Origin of the sequence: Streptomyces spororaveus, from assembly GCF_016755875.1 — a bacterium.
GTDB lineage: Bacteria > Actinomycetota > Actinomycetes > Streptomycetales > Streptomycetaceae > Streptomyces > Streptomyces spororaveus.
Genome location: NZ_BNED01000005.1, coordinates 5,756,990 through 5,780,887, shown reverse-complemented (window position 1 = coordinate 5,780,887; position 23,898 = coordinate 5,756,990). Strand labels below are relative to the sequence as shown.

The 23,898-nt window shown below is 73.4% G+C and carries 21 protein-coding genes and 2 tRNA genes; 13 read left to right on the top strand and 10 right to left on the bottom strand.

The annotated features are described in order from the left end of the window. Positions 1 to 2 precede the first annotated feature (2 nt). Both Sspor_RS28485 and Sspor_RS28480 read right to left on the bottom strand, forming a co-directional pair. A tRNA-Asn gene (locus tag Sspor_RS28485) sits at positions 3 to 75 on the bottom strand. Between the two features lie 5 nt (positions 76 to 80). Next, positions 81 to 153, bottom strand: a tRNA-Asn gene (locus tag Sspor_RS28480). Positions 154 to 298: 145 nt separating this feature from the next. On the opposite strand from Sspor_RS28480, the gene Sspor_RS28475 reads away from it, so the two are divergent. The 5 genes from Sspor_RS28475 (at position 299) to Sspor_RS28455 (ending at position 6,578) form a co-directional block, all read left to right on the top strand. Then, complete coding sequence (locus tag Sspor_RS28475) at positions 299 to 604, top strand: YtxH domain-containing protein (protein ID WP_202201659.1); 306 nt, start codon at positions 299 to 301, stop codon at positions 602 to 604. 94 nt (positions 605 to 698) lie between these two features. Further along, positions 699 to 2,147, top strand: coding sequence for an FGGY family carbohydrate kinase (locus Sspor_RS28470; RefSeq protein ID WP_202201658.1), 1,449 nt, complete (start codon positions 699 to 701; stop codon positions 2,145 to 2,147). A 160-nt stretch (positions 2,148 to 2,307) separates the two neighbouring features. Beyond that, on the top strand, positions 2,308 to 4,041 hold the full coding sequence (locus tag Sspor_RS28465) for an ABC transporter ATP-binding protein (RefSeq protein WP_202201657.1): 1,734 nt from the start codon (positions 2,308 to 2,310) through the stop codon (positions 4,039 to 4,041). Beyond that, positions 4,038 to 5,960 carry an ABC transporter ATP-binding protein gene (locus Sspor_RS28460; protein ID WP_202201656.1) on the top strand — a complete coding sequence of 641 codons (1,923 nt, stop codon included), beginning with the start codon at positions 4,038 to 4,040 and terminating at the stop codon, positions 5,958 to 5,960. The genes Sspor_RS28465 and Sspor_RS28460 overlap by 4 nt, the downstream gene beginning before the upstream one ends. Positions 5,961 to 6,056: 96 nt before the next feature. Next, a complete protein-coding gene (locus tag Sspor_RS28455) occupies positions 6,057 to 6,578 on the top strand; it encodes a GNAT family N-acetyltransferase (RefSeq protein WP_202201655.1) in 522 nt (173 codons plus the stop codon). A 59-nt stretch (positions 6,579 to 6,637) separates the two neighbouring features. On the opposite strand, the gene Sspor_RS28450 is transcribed toward Sspor_RS28455, so the two are convergent. Beyond that, positions 6,638 to 7,702 (bottom strand): RNA polymerase sigma factor, encoded by a 1,065-nt coding sequence (locus Sspor_RS28450; protein WP_373318911.1) that lies wholly within the window; start codon positions 7,700 to 7,702, stop codon positions 6,638 to 6,640. Between the two features lie 138 nt (positions 7,703 to 7,840). On the opposite strand from Sspor_RS28450, the gene Sspor_RS28445 reads away from it, so the two are divergent. Beyond that, positions 7,841 to 8,215 (top strand): hypothetical protein, encoded by a 375-nt coding sequence (locus Sspor_RS28445; protein ID WP_237404065.1) that lies wholly within the window; start codon positions 7,841 to 7,843, stop codon positions 8,213 to 8,215. Here the strand turns inward: Sspor_RS28445 and Sspor_RS28440 are convergent. From Sspor_RS28440 to Sspor_RS28430, 3 genes are all read right to left on the bottom strand, one after another. Further along, a complete protein-coding gene (locus Sspor_RS28440; protein ID WP_202201654.1) occupies positions 8,212 to 10,317 on the bottom strand; it encodes a molybdopterin oxidoreductase family protein in 2,106 nt (701 codons plus the stop codon). The genes Sspor_RS28445 and Sspor_RS28440 overlap by 4 nt on opposite strands. A gap of 200 nt (positions 10,318 to 10,517) precedes the next feature. Then, the gene (locus Sspor_RS28435) at positions 10,518 to 11,288 is read right to left on the bottom strand and encodes a glucose 1-dehydrogenase (RefSeq protein WP_202201653.1); all 771 of its coding nucleotides are present in this window, start codon (positions 11,286 to 11,288) and stop codon (positions 10,518 to 10,520) included. 69 nt (positions 11,289 to 11,357) lie between these two features. After that, the gene (locus Sspor_RS28430) at positions 11,358 to 12,065 is read right to left on the bottom strand and encodes a SanA/YdcF family protein (RefSeq protein ID WP_202201652.1); all 708 of its coding nucleotides are present in this window, start codon (positions 12,063 to 12,065) and stop codon (positions 11,358 to 11,360) included. Positions 12,066 to 12,398: 333 nt separating this feature from the next. On the opposite strand from Sspor_RS28430, the gene Sspor_RS28425 reads away from it, so the two are divergent. From Sspor_RS28425 to dnaG, 4 genes are all read left to right on the top strand, one after another. Further along, positions 12,399 to 13,124: a sirohydrochlorin chelatase gene (locus Sspor_RS28425; protein ID WP_237404064.1), complete on the top strand. Its 726-nt coding sequence runs from the start codon at positions 12,399 to 12,401 to the stop codon at positions 13,122 to 13,124. 36 nt (positions 13,125 to 13,160) lie between these two features. Then, positions 13,161 to 14,486, top strand: coding sequence for a deoxyguanosinetriphosphate triphosphohydrolase (locus Sspor_RS28420; RefSeq protein WP_202201650.1), 1,326 nt, complete (start codon positions 13,161 to 13,163; stop codon positions 14,484 to 14,486). A 93-nt stretch (positions 14,487 to 14,579) separates the two neighbouring features. Continuing rightward, a complete protein-coding gene (locus tag Sspor_RS28415) occupies positions 14,580 to 15,854 on the top strand; it encodes an NAD(P)/FAD-dependent oxidoreductase (RefSeq protein WP_202201649.1) in 1,275 nt (424 codons plus the stop codon). Between the two features lie 34 nt (positions 15,855 to 15,888). Continuing rightward, complete coding sequence (dnaG, locus tag Sspor_RS28410; protein WP_202201648.1) at positions 15,889 to 17,814, top strand: DNA primase; 1,926 nt, start codon at positions 15,889 to 15,891, stop codon at positions 17,812 to 17,814. A gap of 7 nt (positions 17,815 to 17,821) precedes the next feature. Here the strand turns inward: dnaG and Sspor_RS28405 are convergent, their stop codons facing one another. Beyond that, positions 17,822 to 18,268, bottom strand: a complete 447-nt coding sequence (locus Sspor_RS28405) for a gamma-glutamylcyclotransferase family protein (RefSeq protein ID WP_202201647.1) — start codon at positions 18,266 to 18,268, stop codon at positions 17,822 to 17,824. A gap of 282 nt (positions 18,269 to 18,550) precedes the next feature. On the opposite strand from Sspor_RS28405, the gene Sspor_RS28400 reads away from it, so the two are divergent. Continuing rightward, the gene (locus tag Sspor_RS28400; RefSeq protein WP_237404063.1) at positions 18,551 to 19,093 is read left to right on the top strand and encodes a GVDTG sorting domain-containing protein; all 543 of its coding nucleotides are present in this window, start codon (positions 18,551 to 18,553) and stop codon (positions 19,091 to 19,093) included. A 129-nt stretch (positions 19,094 to 19,222) separates the two neighbouring features. Then, complete coding sequence (locus Sspor_RS28395; RefSeq protein ID WP_202201646.1) at positions 19,223 to 19,951, top strand: class F sortase; 729 nt, start codon at positions 19,223 to 19,225, stop codon at positions 19,949 to 19,951. 18 nt (positions 19,952 to 19,969) lie between these two features. Here the strand turns inward: Sspor_RS28395 and Sspor_RS28390 are convergent, their stop codons facing one another. The 3 genes from Sspor_RS28390 to Sspor_RS28380 all read right to left on the bottom strand — a co-directional run bounded on the left by Sspor_RS28390 (position 19,970) and on the right by Sspor_RS28380 (position 22,447). After that, positions 19,970 to 20,746, bottom strand: coding sequence for a sulfite exporter TauE/SafE family protein (locus Sspor_RS28390; RefSeq protein ID WP_202201645.1), 777 nt, complete (start codon positions 20,744 to 20,746; stop codon positions 19,970 to 19,972). A 36-nt stretch (positions 20,747 to 20,782) separates the two neighbouring features. Beyond that, positions 20,783 to 21,073 carry a hypothetical protein gene (locus Sspor_RS28385; RefSeq protein ID WP_202201644.1) on the bottom strand — a complete coding sequence of 97 codons (291 nt, stop codon included), beginning with the start codon at positions 21,071 to 21,073 and terminating at the stop codon, positions 20,783 to 20,785. Between the two features lie 78 nt (positions 21,074 to 21,151). Next, the gene (locus Sspor_RS28380; RefSeq protein ID WP_202201643.1) at positions 21,152 to 22,447 is read right to left on the bottom strand and encodes a ferredoxin reductase family protein; all 1,296 of its coding nucleotides are present in this window, start codon (positions 22,445 to 22,447) and stop codon (positions 21,152 to 21,154) included. A 157-nt stretch (positions 22,448 to 22,604) separates the two neighbouring features. On the opposite strand from Sspor_RS28380, the gene Sspor_RS28375 reads away from it, so the two are divergent. After that, on the top strand, positions 22,605 to 23,897 hold the full coding sequence (locus Sspor_RS28375; protein ID WP_202201642.1) for an NAD(P)/FAD-dependent oxidoreductase: 1,293 nt from the start codon (positions 22,605 to 22,607) through the stop codon (positions 23,895 to 23,897). Position 23,898: the final 1 nt, after the last annotated feature.

Below are 23,898 nucleotides of genomic sequence, written 5' to 3'. Positions count from 1 at the left end.
TGCTCCCCCGGCTGGACTCGAACCAGCAACCCTCCGGTTAACAGCCGAATGCTCTGCCAATTGAGCTACAGGGGACCGCGCTCCCCCGACTGGACTCGAACCAGTAACCTGCCGGTTAACAGCCGGCTGCTCTGCCAATTGAGCTACAGGGGATTGCTGCGGTGCATCGAACAGCCCACCTCCGGCGTTGCCGGGGGGCGAGTGCCCGTTGCGAGTCATAGATTAGCGCAAGCAGGGGGGTGCTCCGCCAATCGGTATCGGCAGCGGGCCGGGCACCACACGACGAAGGGTGACAGGCATGCGGTACAAGGTCACGTTCGTGGTCGGACTGGCCCTCGGGTACGTGCTCGGAACCCGGGCCGGACGCGAGCGCTACGAGCAGCTGCGGAAGTCCGCACGCCAGCTCGCGCATAACCCCGCAGTGCGGAACGCCGCCGAGACCGCGGGCCAGACCGGGCGCGAGTACGCCGGCAAGGCCTTCACCGCGGTGAGCCACAAGGTCGGCGACGCCGTCCCCGACTCCTTCGCCGGGCGGGTACGGAGCCTGCGCGGCCGGGCCGGCGGCGGCGCCGGCGAGGACGACTGGGGTACGAGCAACACGTGAGCTGACAGGTCCGTGCCGGGGCCCACGGGATCCATGAGGTTCCGGGGGCTCCGGACCGGTCGACTCCGGCCCCGCGTGCGGCAGAATTCACCGCATGGGGATAGTCGCCGGGCTGGACAGCTCTTCCGCGTTCACACGCATCGTCGTCTGTGACACCGAGACCGGCGCCGTGCTGCGCCAGGGGTACGCACCCCATCCACAGCCCGCGGGTGAACCGGAGGGCGGCAATCCCCACGAGACCGACCCGCAGGCCTGGCTGCTCTCGCTCGGCGAGGCCGCCGGCGGCGGGCTCCTCGAAGGGGTCCAGGCCATAGGGGTCTCCGCGCAGCAGCACGGCCTGCTGCCGCTGGACCCGCAGGGCGGGCTGGTGCGTCCCGCCCTCGTCGGCAACGACAAGCGCGGCCAGGTCGCCGCGGCCGACCTCATCGAAGCCTTCGGCGGCCGGCACCGCTGGGTCGAGGCGGTGGGCTCGGTCCCGCACTCCGCGCAGCCCGTCGCGAAGCTGGCCTGGCTGGCCCGCAACGAGCCGGAGGCGGCCCGCCGGATCGCCGTGCTGATGTCCCCGCACGACTGGCTCGTCTGGCAGCTGCTGGGCCGCCCGGCCCGGCGGACCACCGACCGCGGCGGCGCCTCCGGTACCGGGTACTGGTCGGCGGCCACCGGAACCTGGCGCCCCGACCTGGTCGAGCTGGCGCTCGGGCACCGGGCGCTGCTCCCCGAGGTGCTCGGCCCCGCCGACGCCGCCGGGACCACGCCCGAGGGGTTGCTCATATCGGCCGGCACCGGCGAGACGATGGCCGCCGCCCTCGGGCTGGGCCTGGGCCCCGGCGACGCGGTGGTCTCGCTCGGTGCCTCCGGTTCGGTGATGGCGGTGCACCACGAGGCGGTGTCGGAGCCGGGCGGGCTGGTCACCTCGATGGCCGACGCCACCGGCATGCACCTGCCCGTGGTGAACACCTCCAATGCCGTACGGGCCCTGCGCGGCACCGCCGAGCTGCTCGGCACCGATCTGGAGGGGCTGTCCGAGCTCGCGCTGAAGTCGACGCCGGGCGCGCACGGCCTCGTACTCCTGCCGTACCTGGAGGGTGAGCGGACCCCGAACCTGCCGCACGCCGCCGGCACCCTGTCCGGGCTGCGCCGGGACTCGATGAAGCCGGAGCACCTGGCCCGGGCCGCCTTCGAGGGCATGCTGTGCGGGCTGGTGGACGCGCTGGACGTGCTGCGCTCGCGCGGGGTCGAGATCCGCCGGGTGTTCCTGCTGGGCGCGGCGGCCGAGCTGCCCGCCGTGCAGGTGGCGGCCCCCGGGCTGTTCGGTACGCAGGTCGTCGTGCCGGCGCCGGCCGACTACGCGGCCCTGGGCGCGGCGCGCCAGGCGGCCTGGGCGCTGGGTGTGGCGCAGGGCACCCTGGCCCCGCACACCCCGCCGGTGTGGCCGTCCCCCGCGGCCCAGGTCTTCGAGCCGGGCGAGGAGTTCCCGGCGTGGCAGGGGGTGCGCCAGCAGTACATCGCCACGCGCGAGCAGATCCACCCGGGGGCCTTCTAGCGGGCAGGACACCCCCTGGGCACTCCCTGGGCACTCCCTAGGTCGCGAGTCGGGGCGGTCTGGTCCTTTTGACCGGCCTTTGCGAAATCCGGTGGGGATCACAGGGCCGGTTGGACCAATATGGGTTGAACCCCTCGATCATCCCGACCGGAGCCTGCGCGTGCTCATACGACTTCTGCGGACCCATCTGGTTCCGTACCGGAAACCCATCGCGGTGCTGGTCCTGCTGCAACTGCTGCAGACCAGCGCCAGCCTCTACCTGCCCACCCTCAACGCCGACATCATCGACAACGGTGTCGTCAACGGGGACACCGGCTACATCCTGCGCTTCGGCGCGCTGATGCTCGGTGTCTCCCTCGTCCAGCTCGTCTGCAACGTCGGAGCCGTCTACTACGGCGCCCGTACGGCCGCGGCCTTCGGCCGGGACCTGCGCGCCGCGATCTTCGACCGCGTGCAGAGCTTCTCGGCGCGGGAGCTCGGCCAGTTCGGCGCCCCGTCGCTGATCACCCGTACGACGAACGACGTCCAGCAGGTCCAGATGCTGGTGCTGATGACCTTCACCCTGATGGTCTCGGCGCCGATCATGTGCGTCGGCGGCATCGCCATGGCGCTCTCGCTCGACGTGAAGCTGTCGGGCGTGCTGCTCGCGGTGGTTCCCGTGCTCGGGATCTCGGTCGGCGCGATCGTCTGGAGGACGCGCCCGCTGTTCCGCCAGATGCAGACGCGCCTGGACACCGTGAACCGGGTCCTGCGCGAGCAGATCACCGGCAACCGGGTGATCCGCGCCTTCGTCCGCGACGCCTACGAGAAGGACCGCTTCCGCGAGGCCAACGCCGACCTGACCGGCGTCTCGATGGCCGCCGGCAAGCTGCTCGCGTACATGTTCCCCACGGTCATCGTGGTCGTGAACATCTCCAGCGTCGCCGTCATCTGGTTCGGCGCGATGCGCGTCGACAGCGGCGGCATGGAGATCGGCCAGCTGACGGCCTTCCTCGCCTACCTGATGCAGATCGTGATGGCCGTGATGATGGCCACGTTCATGTTCATGATGGTGCCGCGCGCCGAGGTCTGCGGGGAGCGCATCCAGGAGGTCCTGGACACCGACTCCAGCGTGGTCCCGCCCAAGGACCCGGTGCGCGAACTCGCCCGCCGCGGCCGCCTGGAGCTGCGCGGCGCCGACTTCCGCTACCCGGGCGCCGAGGCGCCGGTCCTGCGCGGCGTGGACCTGGTGGCCCGCCCCGGCGAGACCACGGCGGTGATCGGCTCCACCGGAAGCGGCAAGTCCACCCTGCTGGGCCTGGTCCCGCGGCTCTTCGACGCGACCGGCGGCGAGGTCCTCGTCGACGGGGAGGACGTCCGCGCGCTCGACCCGGACCTGCTGGCCAGGACGGTCGGCATGGTCCCGCAGAAGCCGTACCTGTTCTCCGGGACCGTCGCGTCCAATCTGCGCTACGGGCGCCCGGACGCGAGCGACGAGGAACTGTGGCGGGCGCTGGAGGTGGCCCAGGCGAAGGAATTCGTCTCCGCGCTGGAGGGTGGCCTGCAGGCCCCGGTCAGCCAGGGCGGCACCAACGTCTCCGGCGGCCAGCGCCAGCGTCTGGCCATCGCCCGCACGCTCGTACAGCGCCCGGAGATCTACCTCTTCGACGACTCCTTCTCGGCCCTGGACTACGCGACGGACGCGGCGCTGCGCGCGGCGCTCGCCCGCGAGACCGAGGACGCGACCGTGGTCATCGTCGCCCAGCGGGTCTCCACGATCCGGGACGCCGACCGGATCATCGTCCTGGACGAGGGTCAGGTCGTGGGTGAGGGACGCCACCACGAGCTGATGGCCGGCAACGAGACCTACCGGGAGATCGTGCTCTCCCAGCTGACGGAGGCGGAGGCCGCATGAGCGGGCCCGGAGGACGGATGATGATGGGGCCGGCCCAGCGGTCCATGGACTTCAAGGGCTCGGGCAAGCGGCTGCTGCGGCAGCTCGCCCACGACCGGGCCAAGATCTGGGGCATGGTCGCCGCCGTCGTCGGCAGCGTCGGCTGTGCGGTGGTCGGCCCGAAGATCCTCGGTGAGGCCACCGACCTGGTGTTCGCGGGGATCGTCGGCCGCGAGATGCCGGCCGGAACCACCAAGCAGCAGGCGCTGGACGGCCTGCGGGCCCGGGGCCAGGACGGTATGGCGGACATGCTCGCCGGTACCGACTTCACCCCGGGGCAGGGCATCGACTTCGGCGCCGTCGGGGTCGTCGCGATCTGGGCCCTGGTGGTCTTCACCCTGGCCGGCCTGCTGATGCTGGTCGCCACGAGGCTGTCGAACCACGTCATGAACGGCACCGTCTACCGGATGCGCGAGGAGCTGCAGGCGAAGCTGTCGCGGCTGCCGCTGTCGTACTTCGACCAGCAGAAGCGCGGCGAGGTGCTGAGCCGGGCCACGAACGACATCGACAACATCGGCCAGACGATCCAGCAGACGATGGGCCAGCTGCTGAACTCGCTGCTGACGATCGTCGGCGTGCTCGTGATGATGTTCTGGATCTCGCCGCTGCTGGCGCTGGTCGCGCTGGTGACGGTGCCGCTGTCGGTCCTCGTCGCGGCGAAGATCGGCAAGAAGTCGCAGCCGCAGTTCGTGGCGCAGTGGAAGTCGACCGGCGCGCTCAACGCCCACATCGAGGAGATGTACTCGGGGCACACCCTGGTCAAGGTCTTCGGCCGGCAGAAGGAGTCCGCGGCCGTCTTCGCCGAGCAGAACGAGGCGCTGTACCGGGCCTCCTTCAAGGCGCAGCTGGTCAGCGGCATCATGCAGCCGGTGATGTTCTTCATCTCGAACATCAACTACGTGCTGATAGCCGTCGTCGGCGGGCTCCGGGTCGCCTCCGGCACCCTGTCGATCGGTGACGTGCAGGCCTTCATCCAGTACTCGCGGCAGTTCTCGATGCCGCTGACGCAGGTCGCCTCGATGGCGAACCTCGTGCAGTCCGGCGTCGCCTCGGCGGAGCGGGTCTACGAGCTGCTGGACGCGGCGGAGCAGGAGCCGGACGCCGAGGTTCCGGAGCGCCCGGAGGAGCTGCGCGGTCAGGTCACCTTCGACAAGGTGTCCTTCCGCTACGAGCCGGACAAGCCGCTGATCGACAACCTCTCGCTCACGGTCGAGCCGGGCCACACGGTCGCGATCGTCGGCCCGACCGGCGCCGGCAAGACCACGCTGGTCAATCTGCTGATGCGGTTCTACGAGGTCACGGGCGGGGAAATCGCCCTGGACGGGGTGGACATCGCGAAGATGACCCGCGAGGAACTGCGCACCGGCATCGGCATGGTGCTCCAGGACACCTGGCTGTTCGGCGGCACCATCGCCGAGAACATCGCCTACGGTGCTTCGCGCGCGGTCACGCGCGCCGAGATCGAGGAGGCGGCGCGGGCCGCCCACGCCGACCGGTTCATCCGCACCCTGCCGGACGGCTACGACACCGTGCTGGACGACGAGGGCGCGGGCGTCAGCGCGGGCGAGAAGCAGCTGATCACCATCGCCCGGGCGTTCCTGTCGGAGCCGGTGATCCTGGTGCTCGACGAGGCGACGAGCTCGGTGGACACCCGTACCGAGGTGCTGATCCAGAAGGCGATGGCCCGCCTGGCACGCGGCCGTACCTCCTTCGTGATCGCGCACCGGCTCTCCACGATCCGCGACGCGGACGTGATCCTGGTGATGGAGAGCGGTTCGATCGTGGAGCAGGGCACGCACGAGGAGCTGCTGGCCTCGGACGGCGCGTACGCGCGGCTGTACGCGGCGCAGTTCGCGCAGGCGGTCGCCGAGGTCGACTAGGCGGTCTCGTTCGTGCGCCGCAGGGCGGACGGGCACCAGGGGCACCCGGGTACGGCACGTACCCGGGTGCCCCTTCGCCGTGGTTAGCATGACGGCATGGCATTGGACGTGGTGATTCGCCCCGCCCGGGCGGAGGACGAGCGCGAGATAGTGGAGCTGTTCCGCTCGACGTGGTCGCGCGTGAGTGAACCCGGGCCCGAGCGCCCGGCCGGCGCAGCCGTCTTCGACGAGCGGCATCCCGTGGAGAACTACCTCGTCGCGGAACGCGGGCGGAGGATCGTCGGGTACATCGCCCAGGCTCCGGCCAGCCCCCTCGAAACCAATCGGCACGTCCGGCACATCCAGGGACTGGCCGTCCTCGGATCCGCCCGTGGCGGCGGGGTCGGGCAGGCCCTCGTCGAGGCGGTCTGCGCCGCCGCGCGGGCCGCTGGTGCCCGCCGCATGAACCTGCGGGTGCTCGGCCACAACCTGCCGGCGCAGCGCCTCTACCGGCGGTGCGGATTCGCGGTGGTCGGCGTCCTGCCCGAGGAGTTCCTGCTGGACGGGGCCTACGTTGACGACGTCTGGATGAGCCGGAGCCTGACCGGCCCGCACGAGCCCGCTCAGCCGCTGCCGTAGTCGCCGCCGAGCGACGGGGCGGGGGCGCCTGGCGGGGCGCCCCCTATTCCGTCGGTCCGTCAGTCCAGGTAGCCGCGGAGCTGGTCGGCGAAGGCGTGGTCGCGCAGTTTGTTGAGGGTCTTGGACTCGATCTGGCGGATCCGCTCGCGCGTCACGCCGAAGATCCGGCCGATCTCCTCCAGGGTGCGGGGCCGCCCGTCGGCGAGGCCGTACCGCAGCTGCACGACCTTGCGCTCGCGCTCGCCGAGGGTCGACAGGACGGCTTCCAGGTGCTCGCGCAGCAGGAAGAAGGCGGCCGACTCCACGGGCGAGGCGGCGTCCCCGTCCTCGATGAGGTCGCCCAGCGCGACGTCGTCCTCCTCGCCCACGGGAGCGTGCAGGGAGACCGGCTCCTGGGCGAGGCGGAGCACCTCCAGGACCCGCTCGGGCGTCAACTCCAGGTGGACGGCCACCTCTTCGGCCGTGGGCTCGTACCCGCGCTCCTGGAGCATGCGGCGCTGCACGCGGACGACCCGGTTGATCAGCTCGACGACGTGGACGGGCACGCGGATGGTCCGGGCCTGGTCGGCGAGGGCCCGGGACATCGCCTGCCGGATCCACCAGGTGGCGTAGGTGGAGAACTTGTACCCGCGGGCGTAGTCGAACTTCTCCACGGCCCGGATCAGTCCGAGGTTCCCCTCCTGCACGAGGTCGAGCATGGTGAGTCCGCGGCCGACGTACCGCTTGGCGACGGAGACGACGAGCCGCAGGTTCGACTCGATGAGACGGCGTTTGGCCATCCGGCCCATGACGACGAGCTTGTCGAGGTCGAGGGCGAGCTGTGTGTCGAGGTCGGGGGCGGTGCCGAGCTTCTCCTCGGCGAAGAGGCCGGCTTCGACGCGGCGCGCGAGGTCCACCTCCTCCGCGGCGGTGAGCAGCGGGATCCTGCCTATCTCGCGGAGGTACTGCCGGAACAGGTCGGCGGACGGGCCCGCCCCGCCTCCGCTGTCGCTGCTGCGCCTGCGCTGCGCGGGCACCGGCTCGATCAGCTCCAGTACCTCGGGCTCTTCGTCCACGGCCTTGGCCTCCGAGGACTCGCTCACGTTCACGGTCAGGGTCCGGGTCTGCACGGGGGCGACCTCCAGGGCTCCGAGGACGGGGGCACCGCACCTCAGTGTGGGGTACGACACATCGCGGCCACGAGGGGCGTGCGAGCACTTTCTGAGTCCGGTGCGTGACCGGATGGTTACCCCCCGGCGGGAAGCCCGATGCGGATCGGACGCATGTCCGAGATGATCGATTCCATGGCGGAGTACGCGCTGGCGCGCCTCGACGCGTGGGCCGGGGCACGGGAGTTGAAGGTCACCCACCTCCTGCTGGCCCGCGGCCGCATGGTGTCCCAGCCGATGCCGACGCTGCCGGACCGCACGGGCCACGAGCGCCTGGTACCCCGGCTGCGCGCGGCCGGCTTCGACCCGGTCCGGGTCAAGGTGGAGACGGTCCCGTGGACGACGGACTCCCCCGGGCCGGGCGGCGGTTACTTCGAGCACCACCTGAAGCTGCTCCTGCCGGCGGGGTACGAGACCCGGTCGCAGGAGCGGGAGTTCGTGCTGTACGACAGCGGCCCGTCGGTGGACGACGGGTGGATCGACGACTAGGCCGGCTCGACGCGGACCGCGCAGACTTTGAATTCCGGCATGCGGGAGGTGGGGTCCAGGGCCGGGTTGGTGAGGGTGTTGGCGCGGCCCTCGCCCGGCCAGTGGAACGGCATGAAGACGGTGTCCGCCCTGATGGTGTCGGTGATGCGGGCCGGGGCGACCGCGCGGCCGCGGCGGGAGGTCACCGCGAGCGGGCTGCCGTCGACCGCGCCGATCCGGGCGGCCAGCCGCGGGTGGAGTTCCACGAAGGGGCCGGGGGCGGCCGCGTTGAGCTCGTCCACCCGGCGGGTCTGGGCTCCGGACTGGTACTGGGCGACCACCCGGCCGGTGGTGAGCAGCAGCGGGTAGTCCGCGTCGGGGACCTCGGCGGCGTCGCGGTGGGAGACGGGGACGAAGCGGGCCCGGCCGTCTTCGGTGGCGAAGCGGTCCAGGAACAGGCGCGGGGTGCCCGCGTGGGAGGCCCCGGAGCCTTCGGGATCTTCGGCGACGTCGGGGCAGGGCCAGAAGACGCCCTGTTCGGCCTCGATCCGGGCGTAGGTGATGCCCGAGTAGTCCGCGGGGCCGCCGGCCGAGGCGCGGCGCAGTTCCTCGAAGACCTCCTCCGGCTCCGTGGGAAAGCCCTTCTCGACGCCCAGGCGGGCGGCGAGTCCGTGCAGGACGTCCAGGTCGCTGCGGACCCCGGGCGGTGCGGTCAGGGCCCGGCGGCGGAGCAGGACGCGGCCCTCCAGGTTGGTGGTGGTGCCGGTCTCCTCCGCCCACTGGGTGACCGGGAGGACCACGTCCGCGAGTGCCGCCGTCTCGGAGAGGACGACGTCGGCGACCGCGAGGAAGTCCAGGGAGCGGATGCGGTCCTCGATGTGGGCGGCGCCGGGGGCGGAGACCACCGGGTTCGAGCCCATCAGGAGCAGGGCCTTCACATCCGTGCCGAGGGCGTCGAGGAGTTCGTAGGCGCTGCGGCCCGGGCCGGGGAGGGCGTCGGGGTCGACGCCCCAGACCCCGGCGACGTGGGCGCGGGCCGCCGGGTCGGTGAGCTTGCGGTAGCCGGGCAGCTGGTCGGCCTTCTGGCCGTGCTCGCGGCCGCCCTGGCCGTTGCCCTGCCCGGTGAGGCAGCCGTAGCCGGAGAGCGGGCGGCCGGCCCGGCCGGTGGCCAGGCACAGGTTGATCCAGGCTCCGACGGTGTCGGTGCCCTTGGACTGCTGCTCGGGGCCCCGGGCGGTGAGGACCATGGCGGATTCCGGAGCGCAGAACATCGCCACGGCCTCGCGGAGCCTGGGGACCGGTATCCCGGTGATGCGCTCCACCAGTTCCGGCCAGTGGGCCATCGCTGCGGCCCGGGCCCCCTCCCAGCCGGTGGTGCGGGCGGCGATGAACTCCGCGTCGGTCCGGCCTTCCGCGACGATCAGGTGCAGCAGGCCGAGCGCGAGGGCGAGGTCGGTGCCCGGGCGCGGGGCGAGGTGCAGATCGGCCTGTTCGGCGGTGCGGGTGCGGCGCGGGTCGATGACGATCAGGGTGCCGCCGTTCGCCTTGAGCTCGGTGAGGTAGCGCAGGGCGGGCGGCATGGTCTCGGCCAGGTTCGAGCCGACGAGGATGACGCAGCCGGTGCGGGGGATGTCCTCCAGCGGGAAGGGCAGCCCGCGGTCGAGCCCGAAGGCGCGCTGGTGGGCGGCGGCGGCCGAGGACATGCAGAAGCGGCCGTTGTAGTCGATTTGCGAGGTGCGCAGGGCGACGCGGGCGAACTTGCCGAGCGCGTAGGCCTTCTCGTTGGTGAGGCCGCCGCCGCCGAAGACGCCGACGGCGTCCGGACCGTACGCACGGCTCGTGCGGGTGAGGCCCGCGGCGACGGCGTCGAGGGCCTCCTCCCAGGTGGCCGGTTCCAGCCGCCCGGCGTGGGTGCGGACGAGCGGCTCGGTCAGGCGCACCCGGGAGGAGAGCACGGCGGGCGCGGTGCGGCCCTTGCCGCACAGTGCGCCCCGGTTCACGGGGAAGTCGGCGCGCTCCTCCACTGCCACGGTGGCACCGCCCGGTTCGGGGCGGAGCCTCATCCCGCACTGCAGGGCGCAGTAAGGGCAGTGCGTGTCGGTGGCGGAGTCCGAGGTGTGCATACGGCTCAGCCTGGGGCGGTGGTGTTACACGGGCCGCCGTCCCGCGTTACAAGCCCGCATGCTCTGCCTCAGTGCCGCCCCGCGCCTGCTGTGAGGCCGCCGGCCGGCCCGTCGGACCGGTACCGGCAGGTCCGGGCGGGGTCGGGTGCGTGCCGGGGCGCCCCCGCCGTTCCGCTCGCCGGTCCGGGCGGGTCAGGCGGTCACCGGCCCGTCAGGTGCTTCACCGTCAGGCCCGCGGTCCAGCCGCCGTCTACGGCGAGTTCGGCGCCCGTGATGTAGCCGGCGGCGTCGGAGAGCAGGAAGGCGACGGCGGCGGCGATCTCCTCGGGGGCGCCGACGCGGCCGAGCGGGGCGCCGGGGTAGTTGCCCTCGCCCGCCTGGATGCCGATCGGGGCGGTCATCGGGGTCAGGGTCATGCCGGGGTGGACGGAGTTGACGCGGATCCCGGCCTCGGCGAGCTCCACCGCGCCGATCTTCGACAGGCCGCGCACGCCCCACTTGGAGGCCCCGTACCCGGCGGTGAGCGCGAGGCCGGTGAGGCCCGCGGCGGAGGAGATGTTGACGATCGATCCGCCGCCGTTGGCGCGCAGCAGCGGGATCGCGGTCTTGAGGCCGATGAACACGCCGACCAGGTTGATCTCGATGACCTGGCGGAAGTGCTCGACGCTCTCGTGCTCCAGGAACCGGCCGGTGGATATGCCCGCGTTGTTCACCAGGCCGTCGATGCGGCCGAATGCGGCGACCGCGTGCTCCAGGGCCGCCTGCCAGTCGTCCTCGCTGGTCACGTCGTGCCGGACGAAGCGCGCCGCGCCGCCGAGCTGCGCGGCGGTCTCGGTGCCCTCCGCCTCCAGCACGTCGGTGATCAGTACCTTGCCGCCGCCGTCCACGACGGCCTGCGCGGCCGCGGCGCCCAGGCCGCGGGCCCCTCCGGTGATGACGACGACCTTGCCGCTCAGATCCACAACAGCCACGGTTCCCCACCCCTGACGCGCTCGTACGGACTGACCGGCATATGACTAATCGGCATAACCGGCGCCGCGTCAGTCTGCCAGAGCGGCCAGGGCCCGCGACACCCCTTCCTCCTTCGGTCCCAGGAAGCGCGGGGCGGGCTCGAAGACCGCGTCCAGCGCCGCCTTGCCGGCCGCGAAGACCTCGCGGGTCTCGCCGTAGTACCAGGTGGCGTCGTGCACGTCGGCCACGCCGACGCCGTACGACTCCAGGCCCGCCGCCTGGCACAGGGCGACGGCCCGGCGGATGTGGAAGCCCTGGGTGACCAGCACCGCCCGCTCCACGCCGAAGATCTCCTTGGCCCGCACGCAGGAGTCCCAGGTGTCGAAGCCCGCGTAGTCGCTGACGATCCGCGCGTCCGGCACCCCGTGCGCGGTGAGGTACGTGCGCATCGCGTCGGGCTCGTCGTACTCCCTGCGGCTGTTGTCCCCGGTGACCAGGACGACCTTGACCTTGCCGGTGCGGTACAGCTCGGCGGCGGCGTCGAGCCGGTCGGCCAGGTAGGGGGTGGGCCGGCTCCCCAGCAGGCCCGCGCCGAACACCACGGCCACCTCGGCGGCCGGCGCGTCGGCCGTGGTCCGCAGCCGGTCGGCCGCCACCGCGTGCATCCACGCCGAGGGCAGCAGCGCCAGGACGCAGCCCGCCATGACGGCCTGCACCGCCCGCCGCCGGTTCCGTACGCTGCGCAGCGCCGCCACCGCCCGGCTCCACTCGACTCTCGGCAGGCGCGGTCGGCGCATCGTCCATCCCCTGGTGTCTCGGCAGCTCGTCCGCTGGTCAGGACGCGTACCGGGGCCGTGCGGTTCACCCGGCCCCGATCTCCGGCAGGTGCGCCGCGGGGCGCGCCGGCGCCGAACAGCCCCGCCGGACGCCCTGTGAGCACACGGCAAAGACCCGTCATCCCCGCGCAACGCACCGGCAACCTGCGGCGCGGAGGATCGATGCATGACGGAGCCGGTGCACCCTCCCGAATTCCCCGCCCTGCCCTTCGACAGCACGGCCGAGCTCCTCGGCCGCATCACCCTCCAGCTGGGCACCCAGCTCAGCGGCCTGCGCCGACCCGGAGTCCGCCCATGCAGCCCACCCTCGTCGCCGTGGCCCACGGCAGCCGTGACCCGCGCGCCCTGCACACCGCCCGCGCCCTCCTCGAACGCGTCCGCGAACTCCGCCCCCGCCTCGACGTCCGGCTCGGCCACATCGAGCTGAACGAGCCGCTCCTCGACGAAACCCTGGGCGGGCTCTCCGGCTCGGCCGTGCTCGTCCCGCTGCTGCTCGGCCGCGGGTACCACGTCAAGCGCGATCTCCCGGCGGCCGCCGCCCGGGCCCGGCACCTGCTCACCCGGGTCGCCGCTCCGCTGGGCCCGCACCCGCTGCTCGTCGAGGCCCTGTACGAGCGGCTCCTGGAGACCGGCTGGACCCCGGACCCCGGTTCGGCCGTCGTGCTGGCCGCCGCCGGTTCCCGCGACCCCGACGCGGCGGCCGACACCCGCCGCACCGCCGCCCTGCTCTCCGAACGCCTCGGCGGCACCCCGGTGACCTGCGCCTACGCCTCCGCCGCCGCACCGAGCGCCCCCGAGGCGGTGCGCGCCCTCGCCGCCCGTGGTCACCACCGGATCGCCGTGGCCTCGTACTTCGCCGCTCCGGGCCGGTTCGCCGCCCAGACCGCCGCGGCGGCGCCCGGCCCCGCCGCCGCCCCGCTGGGCGACCACCCGGCCCTGGCCCGCCTGCTGCTGCACCGCTACGACGAGGCCCGCGCCCTCCCCCTGGACCTGGCGCGGCCGGAACTCCTCTCCGCCTGATCCCGGTTTGTCAGTTGTTCCGGTTACCGTCTCTGCATGGAAGGCACCACGCACGCCCTCACCGACGACCACCGCGACCTCTACGACGCGGCCGACACCGAGCGCTGGGCCGCGGAGCCCGACAAACGGCCCGGCCGGACCGCCTTCCAGCGCGACCGCGCCCGTGTGCTGCACTCCGCCGCGCTGCGCCGCCTCGCCGGGAAGACCCAGGTCGTCACACCCGGCACCCGTTCCTACGACTGGGACGCGAGCCCCCGGACCCGCCTGACGCACTCGCTGGAGTGCGCCCAGGTCGGGCGGGAACTCGGCGCCGCGCTCGGCTGCGACCCCGACCTCGTCGAAGCCGCCTGCCTCTCCCACGACATGGGCCATCCGCCTTTCGGCCACAACGGCGAGGAGGCGCTCAACGAGTTCGCCAAGGACTGCGGCGGCTTCGAGGGCAACGCCCAGTCGCTGCGCCTGCTGACCCGGCTGGAGCCCAAGCGGTTCGTGCCCGATCCGGCGAGCGGGGAGCTCGTCAGCGTCGGCCTCAACCTCACCCGGGCCTGCCTGGACGCCGCCACCAAGTACCCGTGGGCGCGCGGGGACCACCCCACCGACCCCGGCTCGGTGAAGTTCGGCGCGTACGAGGACGACCTGCCGGTCTTCGCCTGGCTGCGCCGCGGCGCGCCCGCGGACCGCAAGTGCTTCGAGGCCCAGGTCATGGACTGGGCGGACGACGTCGCGTACTCCGTGCACGACTTCGAGGACGGCCTGCACGCCGGCCACCTCGACCCCAACCTGCTCTTCGCCGAGCCCGAGCGCACGGCGATCTGGCAGGTGGCCATCGGCCGGTACGTCCCCGCCGACACCGCGCCCGAGGAACTGCGGGCCGCCCTCGACCGTTTGATGGAGCAGGAGTGGTGGCCGCACGGGTACGACGGTTCGGCCGTCGCCCAGGCCCGGCTCAAGGACGCCACGAGCCAGCTGATCGGCCGGTTCTGCCTGGCCGCCGAGGGAGCCACGCGGGAGGCGTACGGCTCCGGCCGCCTCACCCGCTACGGGGCCGAACTGGTGATCCCGCGCGAGGCGCGCAACGAGTGCGCCGTACTCAAGGCGGTCGCCGACCTGTACGTCATGCAGCGCGACGAGCAGGAACGGATCCGCGCCGACCAGCGCATCGTCCTGGCCGAACTCGCGGAGGCCCTCAGCGCCCGCGCCCCCGAGGGGCTGGACCCGCAGTTCCGGGCGATCTTCGACGCGGCCCCGGACGACAAGGCCAGGAAGAGGGCGGTCGTCGACCAGATCGCGTGCCTCACGGACGCTGCCGCGCGTTCCCTTCACGCACGCCTCACCCGGCGCGGCCGACGCGCCGAAAGGTGAACTGATCGAGCCACTCCCCCTTCACGCGGCAGGCTCGGTGCGGGACGCTCGCATGTGGTCGCATGTGGCGGAGAGGTTATGAGGAGGCATCAGGTGGTCGACGCACACCGGACATTCGTCATCGTCGGCGCAGGGCTCGCCGGGGCAAAGGCGGCCGAAACGCTGAGGTCCGAGGGGTTCACGGGGCGGGTGATCCTGATCGGCGACGAGCGCGACCATCCCTACGAACGCCCGCCGCTGTCCAAGGGCTACCTGACCGGCAAGGACGACCGGGAGAGCGTCTTCGTCCACGAGCCGTCCTGGTACGCGGCCGCCGACATCGAGCTGCACCTCGGCCAGCCCGCGGTCCACCTCGACCGGGACGCCAAGAAGGTGGTCCTCGGCGACGGAGCCGTCCTGCACTACGACAAGCTGCTGCTGGCCACCGGCGCCGAGCCGCGCCGCCTGGAGGTCCCGGGCACCGGCCTGGCCGGGGTGCACCACCTGCGGCGCCTCGCACACGCCGAGCGGCTGAAGGGCGTACTGGCCGGGCTCGGCCGGGACAACGGGCACCTGCTCATCGCCGGTGCCGGGTGGATCGGGCTGGAGGTGGCCGCCGCGGCCCGCGGCTACGGCGCCGAGGTCACCGTGGTCGAACCGGAGGCCACGCCGCTGCACGCGGTGCTCGGCCCGGAGATCGGCCGGCTCTTCGCGGACCTGCACGCCGATCACGGGGTGCGGTTCCACTTCGGGGCGCGGCTGACCGAGATCGTGGGCCACGACGGCATGGTGCTGGCCGCCCGTACGGACGACGGGGAGGAGCACCCGGCGCACGCGGTGCTCTCCGCGATCGGGGCGGCCCCGCGGACCGCGCTCGCCGAGACCGCCGGGCTGGCGCTGGTCGACCGGGAGCACGGCGGCGGGATCGCGGTCGACTCCTCCCTGCGCACCAACGATCCGGACATCTACGCGGTCGGGGACGTGGCCGCCGCCCACCACCCGGTCCTCGGGACCCGGCTGCGGGTCGAGCACTGGGCCAACGCGCTGAACGGCGGCCCGGCGGCCGCGCGGGCCATGCTGGGCCAGGAGGTCGGCTACGACCGGGTGCCGTACTTCTTCTCGGACCAGTACGACGTGGGCCTGGAGTACTCGGGATACGCCCCGCCCGGCGGCTACGACCAGGTGCTGATCCGCGGTGACGCGGGCAAGCGGGAGTTCATCGCCTTCTGGCTGTCGGAGGGCCGGGTCCTGGCCGGAATGAACGTGAACGTATGGGATGTCACCGGGCACATCCAGGCCCTGATCAGGTCGAAGACGCCGGTCAGCCGCGAGGCACTGGCGGACCCGTCGGTTCCGCTGGAGTCCCTGGTGCGGGCCGAGGGGGCCTGACGGTTTCGCCGGCGACCGGCCGTAGACTTCACGGGTGGCAGGACGGATCAATGACGACGACGTGAAGGCGGTACGGGACGCGGTCCCGATCGACGCCGTGGTCTCCGAGTACCTCCAGCTGCGCAACGCGGGCGGCGGCAACCTCAAGGGCCTGTGCCCCTTCCACGACGAGAAGTCCCCCTCCTTCCAGGTCAGCCCGAGCAAGGGGCTCTACCACTGCTTCGGCTGCCAGGCGGGCGGGGACACCCTCGACTTCGTCATGAAGATCGACCACCTGTCCTTCTCGGAGGCGGTCGAGCGCCTGGCCGGCCTGGCCGGGATCACCCTGCGGTACGAGGAGGGCGGCTACACCGCCGGCACCAGCGGCCGCGGTGACCGCATCCGGCTGGTCGAGGCACACCGGGCCGCGGCCCAGTTCTACGTCGACCAGCTGGACAGCCCCGAGGCGGAGATCGGCCGCAAGTTCCTGGCCGAGCGCGGCTTCGACCAGGCCGCGGCCGCGCACTTCAGCGTGGGCTACAGCCCGGCCGGGTGGGACCACCTGACCCGCTTCCTGCGCGGCAAGGGCTTCACCGACAAGGAGCTCATCACCTCCGGGCTCGCCCAGGACAGCCGCAGCGGCAAGCCGATCGACCGGTTCCGCGGCCGTCTGATGTGGCCCATCCGCGACATCAGCGGCGAGGTGGTCGGCTTCGGCGCGCGCAAGCTGCGCGACGACGACAACGGCCCGAAGTACCTGAACACGCCCGAGACCGCGATCTACAAGAAGTCCCAGGTGCTGTACGGCATCGACCTGGCCAAGAAGGAGATCGCGAAGACCTCCCGGGCCGTGGTCGTCGAGGGCTACACCGACGTGATGGCCTGCCACATGGCCGGGGTCACCACCGCGATCGCGACCTGTGGCACCGCCTTCGGCGGGGACCACATCAAGATCCTGCGCCGGCTGCTGATGGACAACGCCACCGCCGAGGTGATCTTCACCTTCGACGGGGACGCGGCCGGGCAGAAGGCCGCGCTGCGGGCCTTCGAGGACGACCAGAAGTTCGCCGCGGAGACCTCGATCACCATCGCCCCCGGCGGCATGGACCCCTGCGACCTGCGCCTCGCACAGGGCGACGCGGCCGTGTCCGGCCTGGTGGAGGCCCGCACGCCGCTGTTCGAGTTCGCGCTGCGGCACATCGTGGCCCGGCACAACCTGGAGAACCCGGCGGGCCGGGCGGCCGCCCTGGACGAGGCCGCTCCCGTCGTCGCCAACATCAAGAACATCGCGATCCAGCACGAGTCGGCCGTCCAGCTGGCGGGCATGCTGGGCATCCGCGACGAGCAGTTCGTGGTCAAGCGGGTCGCGCAGCTGGCCCGCTGGGCCCGCGAGCGCGGCCAGGGCGACGGACCCCAGGGCGGCCGGCCGGGCGGGAAGCCGCAGCGCGGCCGCCCGTCCTACGAGGACGTCCCCGCCCCCGCCGCCCAGCCGGCCGGCGGCCCCGCGCTGAACCTGCGCAGTCCGGCCCACCGCACCGAGCGCGAGCTGCTGAAGCTCGCCCTCCAGCGGCCCGCCCTGGTCTCCCCGACCTTCGACGCGTACGGCATGGACGAGTTCACCGCCCCGCCCTACGCGGCCGTGCGCCAGGCGATCCTGGACGCGGGCGGTGCCTCGCTCGGCGCGGAGGACTACCTGGCCCGCGTCCGCGCGGCCGCCCCGAACGACACCGTGCGCTCGCTCGTCACGGAGCTGGCGGTCGAGGCCATCCACGCGAAGACGGTGGACGAGATGTACGCGGGGGTCCAGCTGGTCCAGGTGCGGCTGCGCGCCGTCGACCGCCGGGTCCACGAGATCCAGGGCACGCTGTCGCGGCTGGGCCCGCAGGCCCCGCCGGAACAACTGGCCGCCGTCCAGGAGGAGCTGTGGGTGCTCCAGCAGTACGGCCAGCGGCTGCGCAACCGCGGCGCGGAGGGTCTGTAGCCGCGGCTCAGTGGCGCGCGAACCAGTCGCCGCCGGGGATCTCCCGGCCTGATTCCCGCAGGTCACGGGCTATCAGCGGGGCCGCCAGATAGACCCAGGCGCGCACCGTGGTGCCGTCGGGGCGCAGGGCCGGGCGGGCGATCCGGTCGTACATGTTCCCCGGGAGGCCCGGGCCCCCGTACTCCTCCAGCCGGTCCAGCGCGGCCAGCAGCCTCCCGTACGCGCCCGGCGCCGCCGTGATCAGCTCGCCGACCACCGCCGTGCCGGGGCGGTGGACCGCGTACGGGTAGCCGGGGCCGTCGTAGAGCGCCGCGTCCGGGAGGACGGCCGGCTCCTCCGAGGCCGTGCGGCCGCGCAGGAAGAGGTCGTGGTTGACCTCGCCCGGGCGCAGGGTCCCGTAGACGAAGAACGGGAGCGGATCGCTCGGGTCCGGTAGCCGTTCGACCGATGTCACGGGGCCTCCCTGGGATGTGGCGCGGCGGTACGCGGGCCGGGCCGCGAGCCCCGGCCCTCCCGCGCTCCACCACCGTACGCACCGCTGGTGCACGGCCTCGCGGGCGGTCGGCGTCACCCGGACGGCGCGGGACGCTCCGATGGCCGCGGCACATGTGTTGACCTGCGTGGACGTTCCGCGGGCGGGGTACGGGAAGGCGTACCTGACGGGACATCAGCAGGCGCCTGGCGGGCGGTCCGGGTTTCCTCGGAAACACGACCCCGTGTCTCCAGGAGAGTCCCCATGCGCCGACGTACCGCACACCTGCTGACCGCGACCGCGCTGACCGCCGCCGCGTTCACCGGGCCGGTCGCCGGCGCGATGGCCGCCGCGGACCTCGGCGTGGTGGGCTTCGCACCCGGGGACTTCGCAGCGCTGGAGGTGTGGCCCAAGTCCGCGGCCCCGGGTGCCACCGTCACCGTGAACACCACCGCCTGCGGCAGCGGCAGCCACGCGGACGGCGATGCCACCACGGTCGGCGGCGGCCGGTTCAAGCTGGTCCCGGGCACCCACAAGGAGGTGGTCGTGGGGCAGTTCCAGATCGCCCACGGCACCCGTGGCGGCACCTACGGCATCGGCGCGACCTGCGCGAACGGCAAGTTCGCCACCGGCAATCTGACCGTCACCGAGCGCGGCCCGCAGGGCCACGTCAACACCGGGGTGGGCGGTGGCACGACCACCACCACCGACCCCGCCAAGATCGCGGCGGGGGTGGCCGTACTGGCCGCTGCCGCCGTCGGCGGTACCTGGCTCCTGCGTCGCCGGGCGAGCGGCACGCGGAGCTGACGGACGCCCACCGCGGCTCCGGCCGCGGTCCGACCGGTACCGTCCCCCGTCGCCCGCCCCGCGAGGTCCCCCCCGTTCGCGGGGCCGGGCGACGGCCACTCACCCCGGAACGAAGCGGAGGGGGTACGCATGGGTGGCGATTCCGGTGGCGAGCGGGGCCGTGACCTGTGGCCCCGGCCCACCGACGGCGACCGCCCCGGTTCCGGAGCGCGCCCCGGGCGGGCGGGGAACCGGGCCGTCCGCACCCCCACCGCCCGTCACGGCGGACTCGTCGCGCTCGCCGCCTGCGTCGGCATCTGGCTCGTGACCAGCGGTTCACGCGAACCCGTCGGACCGCCGCTGCCCTCCCCCGCCGAGTCGCTGACCGCCGCCGGCGTGGTGGGCCCTGGTATCGCCCCGCTCCCCGGTTCCCCGCCGGCCCGGATCCGGATCCCCTCCATCCGGGTCGACGCCCCGCTGACCGGACTCGGACTCGACGCGCGCGGCAGCCTCGAAGTACCGCCGCCCGACCGGCGGGACCTGGCCGGCTGGTACCGCGACGGCACCACCCCGGGCGCCACCGGCACCGCCGTCATCGCCGGGCACGTGGACGACGCCGCCGGGCCGGGGGTCTTCTACCACCTGGGCGCGCTGCGCCGCGGGGCCTCCATCGAGGTCCCGCGCGCGGACGGCCGTACGGCGGTGTTCACGGTCCACGCGGTGGAGGTGTACGACGCCAAGGCCTTCCCCGACACCCGCGTGTACGGGCCTTCGGCGCGCGCCGAGCTGCGCGTGATCACCTGCGGCGGCGGCTTCTCGCCGCGCACGGGCTACCGCGGCAACGTGGTCGTCTTCGCGCACCTCACCGGGACGTACTAGGGGGTGTCTCCGGGCGGGTCAGCCCCACTGTTCGAAGCCGAGCTTGAGCACCAGCGCGCCCACCACCGTCAGCAGCACGCCGCGGACGAAGCCGCTGCCCTTCTTGAGCGCCATACCGGCACCGATCATGCCGCCGGCCAGGTTGAACACCGCCATCAGCGCGGCCAGCTGCCACAGCACCATGCCCTGGTAGGCGAACATCGCGAGCGCTCCGGCGTTGGTGCAGCAGTTCACGATCTTGGCGGTGGCGGATGCGGTGACCAGGTCGAGGTGGAGCAGAGCCGTGAGGGCGAGCACCAGGAAGGTGCCGGTGCCGGGCCCGATGAGGCCGTCGTAGAAGCCGATGCCGAGGCCCGCGAGCCCGATGGCGAGCAGCACCCGCTGCCGGCTGACGGGCGCGGCCGACGGGGCGGTGCCGAAGCCCGGCTTGAAGATCACGACGCCCGCGACGATCACGAGCACCACCATGATCAGCGGCCGGAGCGCGTCCTTGCTGATGCCGCCCGCGAGCGCGGCACCGCCCATCGAGCCGGCGAGCGCGGCCAGGCCGATGCGGACGGCCAGCTTCACGTTCACCGGGGCCTTCCGGGCGTACGTGACGGCCGCCCCGGCGGTGCCGACGATGGCCACGGCCTTGTTGGTACCGAGGACGGTGGCGGGGTGGGCGTTCGGCAGGCCGAGGAGGAGCGCGGGCAGGAGCAGCAGGCCGCCGCCGCCCACCACCGCGTCGATCCAGCCGGCCGCGGCCGCGGCCACGCACAGGACGATGATCATGGTCGTTGATATGTCAGGCACGGCACGACCCTATGGACCAGTTGGGTGCAGTGACCATCAATCCCCGGAAAGTTGCGCAAAGGTTGAGGTTCGGCCGGCCGGCACGCGGTCCGGGGCCACCGGAGCCGCCGGGTCCACGGCCCCCGTCAGCACGGTCGCGGCCAGCACACTGGCCGCCCCCAGCCCCGCCGCCAGCCGCTGCGCGGGCGGTACGCGGGCCAGCACGGCGAGCCCGGCCCGTACCGGCGAGGGGCGCCGCGGCTTGCGGTGCCGGGCCCCGGCCGCCGCGACCGCCGGAGCCTCGGCGCCGACGGGTACGGAGAGGGCGACGTGCAGCGGGTGACGCATGGGCCGGTGACTCCTCGGGGAACGCGGAACGCGGGGAAGGCAGGAAAGGCAGGGGACGCGGAGACGCGGGGACGCGGCTCAGAAGCTGAAGCACTCGGAATGGATACGGCCGGCCGGCACCCCGGCCCGCAGCAGCGCTGCCCGGGTCGCCTCGGCCATCCCCGGCGGCCCGCACAGGTACACGTCGTGCTCGGCCAGGTCCGGGACCAGCGCGGCCAGCGCCTGCGGGGCCAGCGGATCGTAGGCGGCGTCGGACGGCCCGAGCAGATAGTGCAGACCGGCCTGCCGCTCGGCGGCGATGGCCTCCAGCTCGGTCCGCAGCACGAGGTGCTCCTCGGCCCCGGCCCGGTAGAGCAGGGTGATGTCCCCCGGGCCCCCGGGCAGCGTCTCGAACAGGGCCCGCATCGGGGTGATCCCGACCCCGCCCGCGATCAGCAGCACCTTGGGCCGGGTCCGCCGGGCGGCGGTGAGCGCGCCGAACGGCCCGGTGGCCAGCACCCGCGTCCCGGGGCGCAGCCGACGGATCCGGCGGGAGTGGCCGCCGAGCCCCTTCACGGTGATCCGCAGGGCGTTGCCCCGGACCGGCGCGGACAGCGAGAACGGCAGGGCCGTGTGCCACAGCCGCCGCTGGAGGAACCGCCAGCGCAGGAACTGGCCCGGCTCCGCGCGCAGTTCCGCCAGGTGCTGCCCGTACATGACGACGGAGACCACCCCGGGCCCCTCGACCCGGACGTCCGCGACCCGCAGCGCGTGCCGCATGGCCTGCCGGACGGGCACGACGGCCCGGTACCAGACCAGCAGGACGGCGACCACGGTGTGGGCCAGCGCCCAGAACCAGGCGGCCGCGGCCAGATCGGGCCCGGCGAGCTGGTGCCCGAAGGCGAGGGCGGCGGCGAGGTAGACGAGCAGGTGCACCCCGCGCCAGGTTTCGTGCGGCACCCGGCGGCGTACCGCCCGGGCGGAGGTCACACCGACCGCGGCCAGGAGGACGGTCCCGGCCGCGGCGGCGGCGAGCGCGGGGTAACCGAGCAGCTCCGAGGCGGCGGAGACCACGTCGGTTCCCTCGTGCACGGCGTATCCGAGCAGGGCGAAGAGCCCGTGCCCGAAGACGAGCAGCAGGACGTACCGGCCGCCGAAGGCGTGCCAGCGGGCGAGCCGGTCGGCGCCGACCCCGTGCTCGACGGCGGGTACCCGGGCCATCAGGAACAGCAGCACCAGCACCCCGTAGCCGGCGAGCAGTCCGGACAGGTGCGCGGCGGTGGCGAACAGCGCGTCCGGGCGGGCCGAGGGCCGTACCTGCGCCGCCCAGAGCAGGGTCACCACCCCCGCACCGGCCAGTATCCCGCCCCTCACGCGCCCCACCGCATTCCGCATACGGATCACGCTAAGGCCGCAGGTGGCGGCCCTGATGACCCTTAAGGCGGCCTTGAGGAAGGCCTCACCGACCCTTAACCCGGGCGCTGAGGTCGGCGTTCCGTCCGGGTAACAGAGGCGATGTCGTGGGGAAACAGCGGCCGCGCACGCTCATGGCATGACCTCGGAACAGCGTGTGGTGGTGATCGGCGGCGGCCTCGCGGGCCTGCGGCTCGCGCAGCGGCTCGGCCCGGCCGCGGCGGTGACCGTCCTCGGCGAGGAGACCCATGAGCCGTACAACCGGGTCCTGCTCGCCGAGGTCCTCGCGGGCCGGTACGCGCCGGAGGTGACCGCCCTCCCGGCGCCCGGCCCGGCGCTGCGGCGCGGGGTCCGGGCGGTCCGCGTGGACCGTGCGGAGCGGGCCGTGCACTGCGACGACGGCACGGTGGAGCGGTACGACACGCTGGTGCTGGCCACCGGCTCGAACGCGGTGCTCCCGCCGCTGCGCGGGCTGTTCGAGCCCGAGGGGCGGGAACTCCCGGACGGCGTGCACGCCTTCCGCACGATGGACGACTGCCTGGCGCTCTCGGCGGCCGTACGCCCCGGGGTCCGCGTGGTGGTGATCGGCGGGGGCCTGCTGGGCGTCTCGGCGGCCCGGGCGCTCGCCGTGCGCGGCGCGCAGGTGGTCCTGGCCCAGCAGGGCGAGCGCCTGATGGAGCGCCAACTGGACGCGGAGGCCTCCGCCCTGCTGGCCACGCACCTGACCGACCTCGGAGTGGAGATCCACACGGAATGCCGGGTCCGCGGCCTGGGGACGGCGCGTCCGGCCCCTGCGGCGTGTGAGGAGCGGGGTCCGGGGCGCAGCCCCGGCAGCGGCGCCGCGCGGGGGCATCGCAAGGTCACGGGGGTCGAGCTCGCCGACGGCTACCGGCTCGACGCCGACCTCGTCGTCCTCGCCTGCGGCGTACGCCCCCGCACCGGCCTCGCCCGGGCCGCCGGGCTGGAGGTCCGCAAGGGCATCGTGGTCGACGACCGGCTCCGTACCGGCGACCCGCACATCCACGCCATCGGCGACTGCGCCGAGCACGCCGGCCAGGTGTACGGCCTCGCGGGCCCCGCCCTGGACCAGGCCGACACCCTGGCCGCCTTCCTCACCGGCGAGCCCACGCAGTACACCGGCACCCGCGCCCTCACCCGCCTCACCCTCGACACCGGCGAGGGCACCGGCGGGAACGGGCCCCTCGACCTCGCCGCCTTCGGCGAGACCACCCCCCTGCCCGGCGACGACGTGGTCCGCCTCGCCGACGCCACCCGCCGCACCTACCGCAAGGTCGTCCTGCGGGGCGACCGCCTCGTCGGCGGCGTGCTGCTCGGCGAGCTCTCCACCGTGGGGGCCCTCGCCCGCACCTGGGAGGGCGAGGAATCACCGCGCGACCTGTTCCACCTGCTCACCGACGACGGAGGCCACTGAC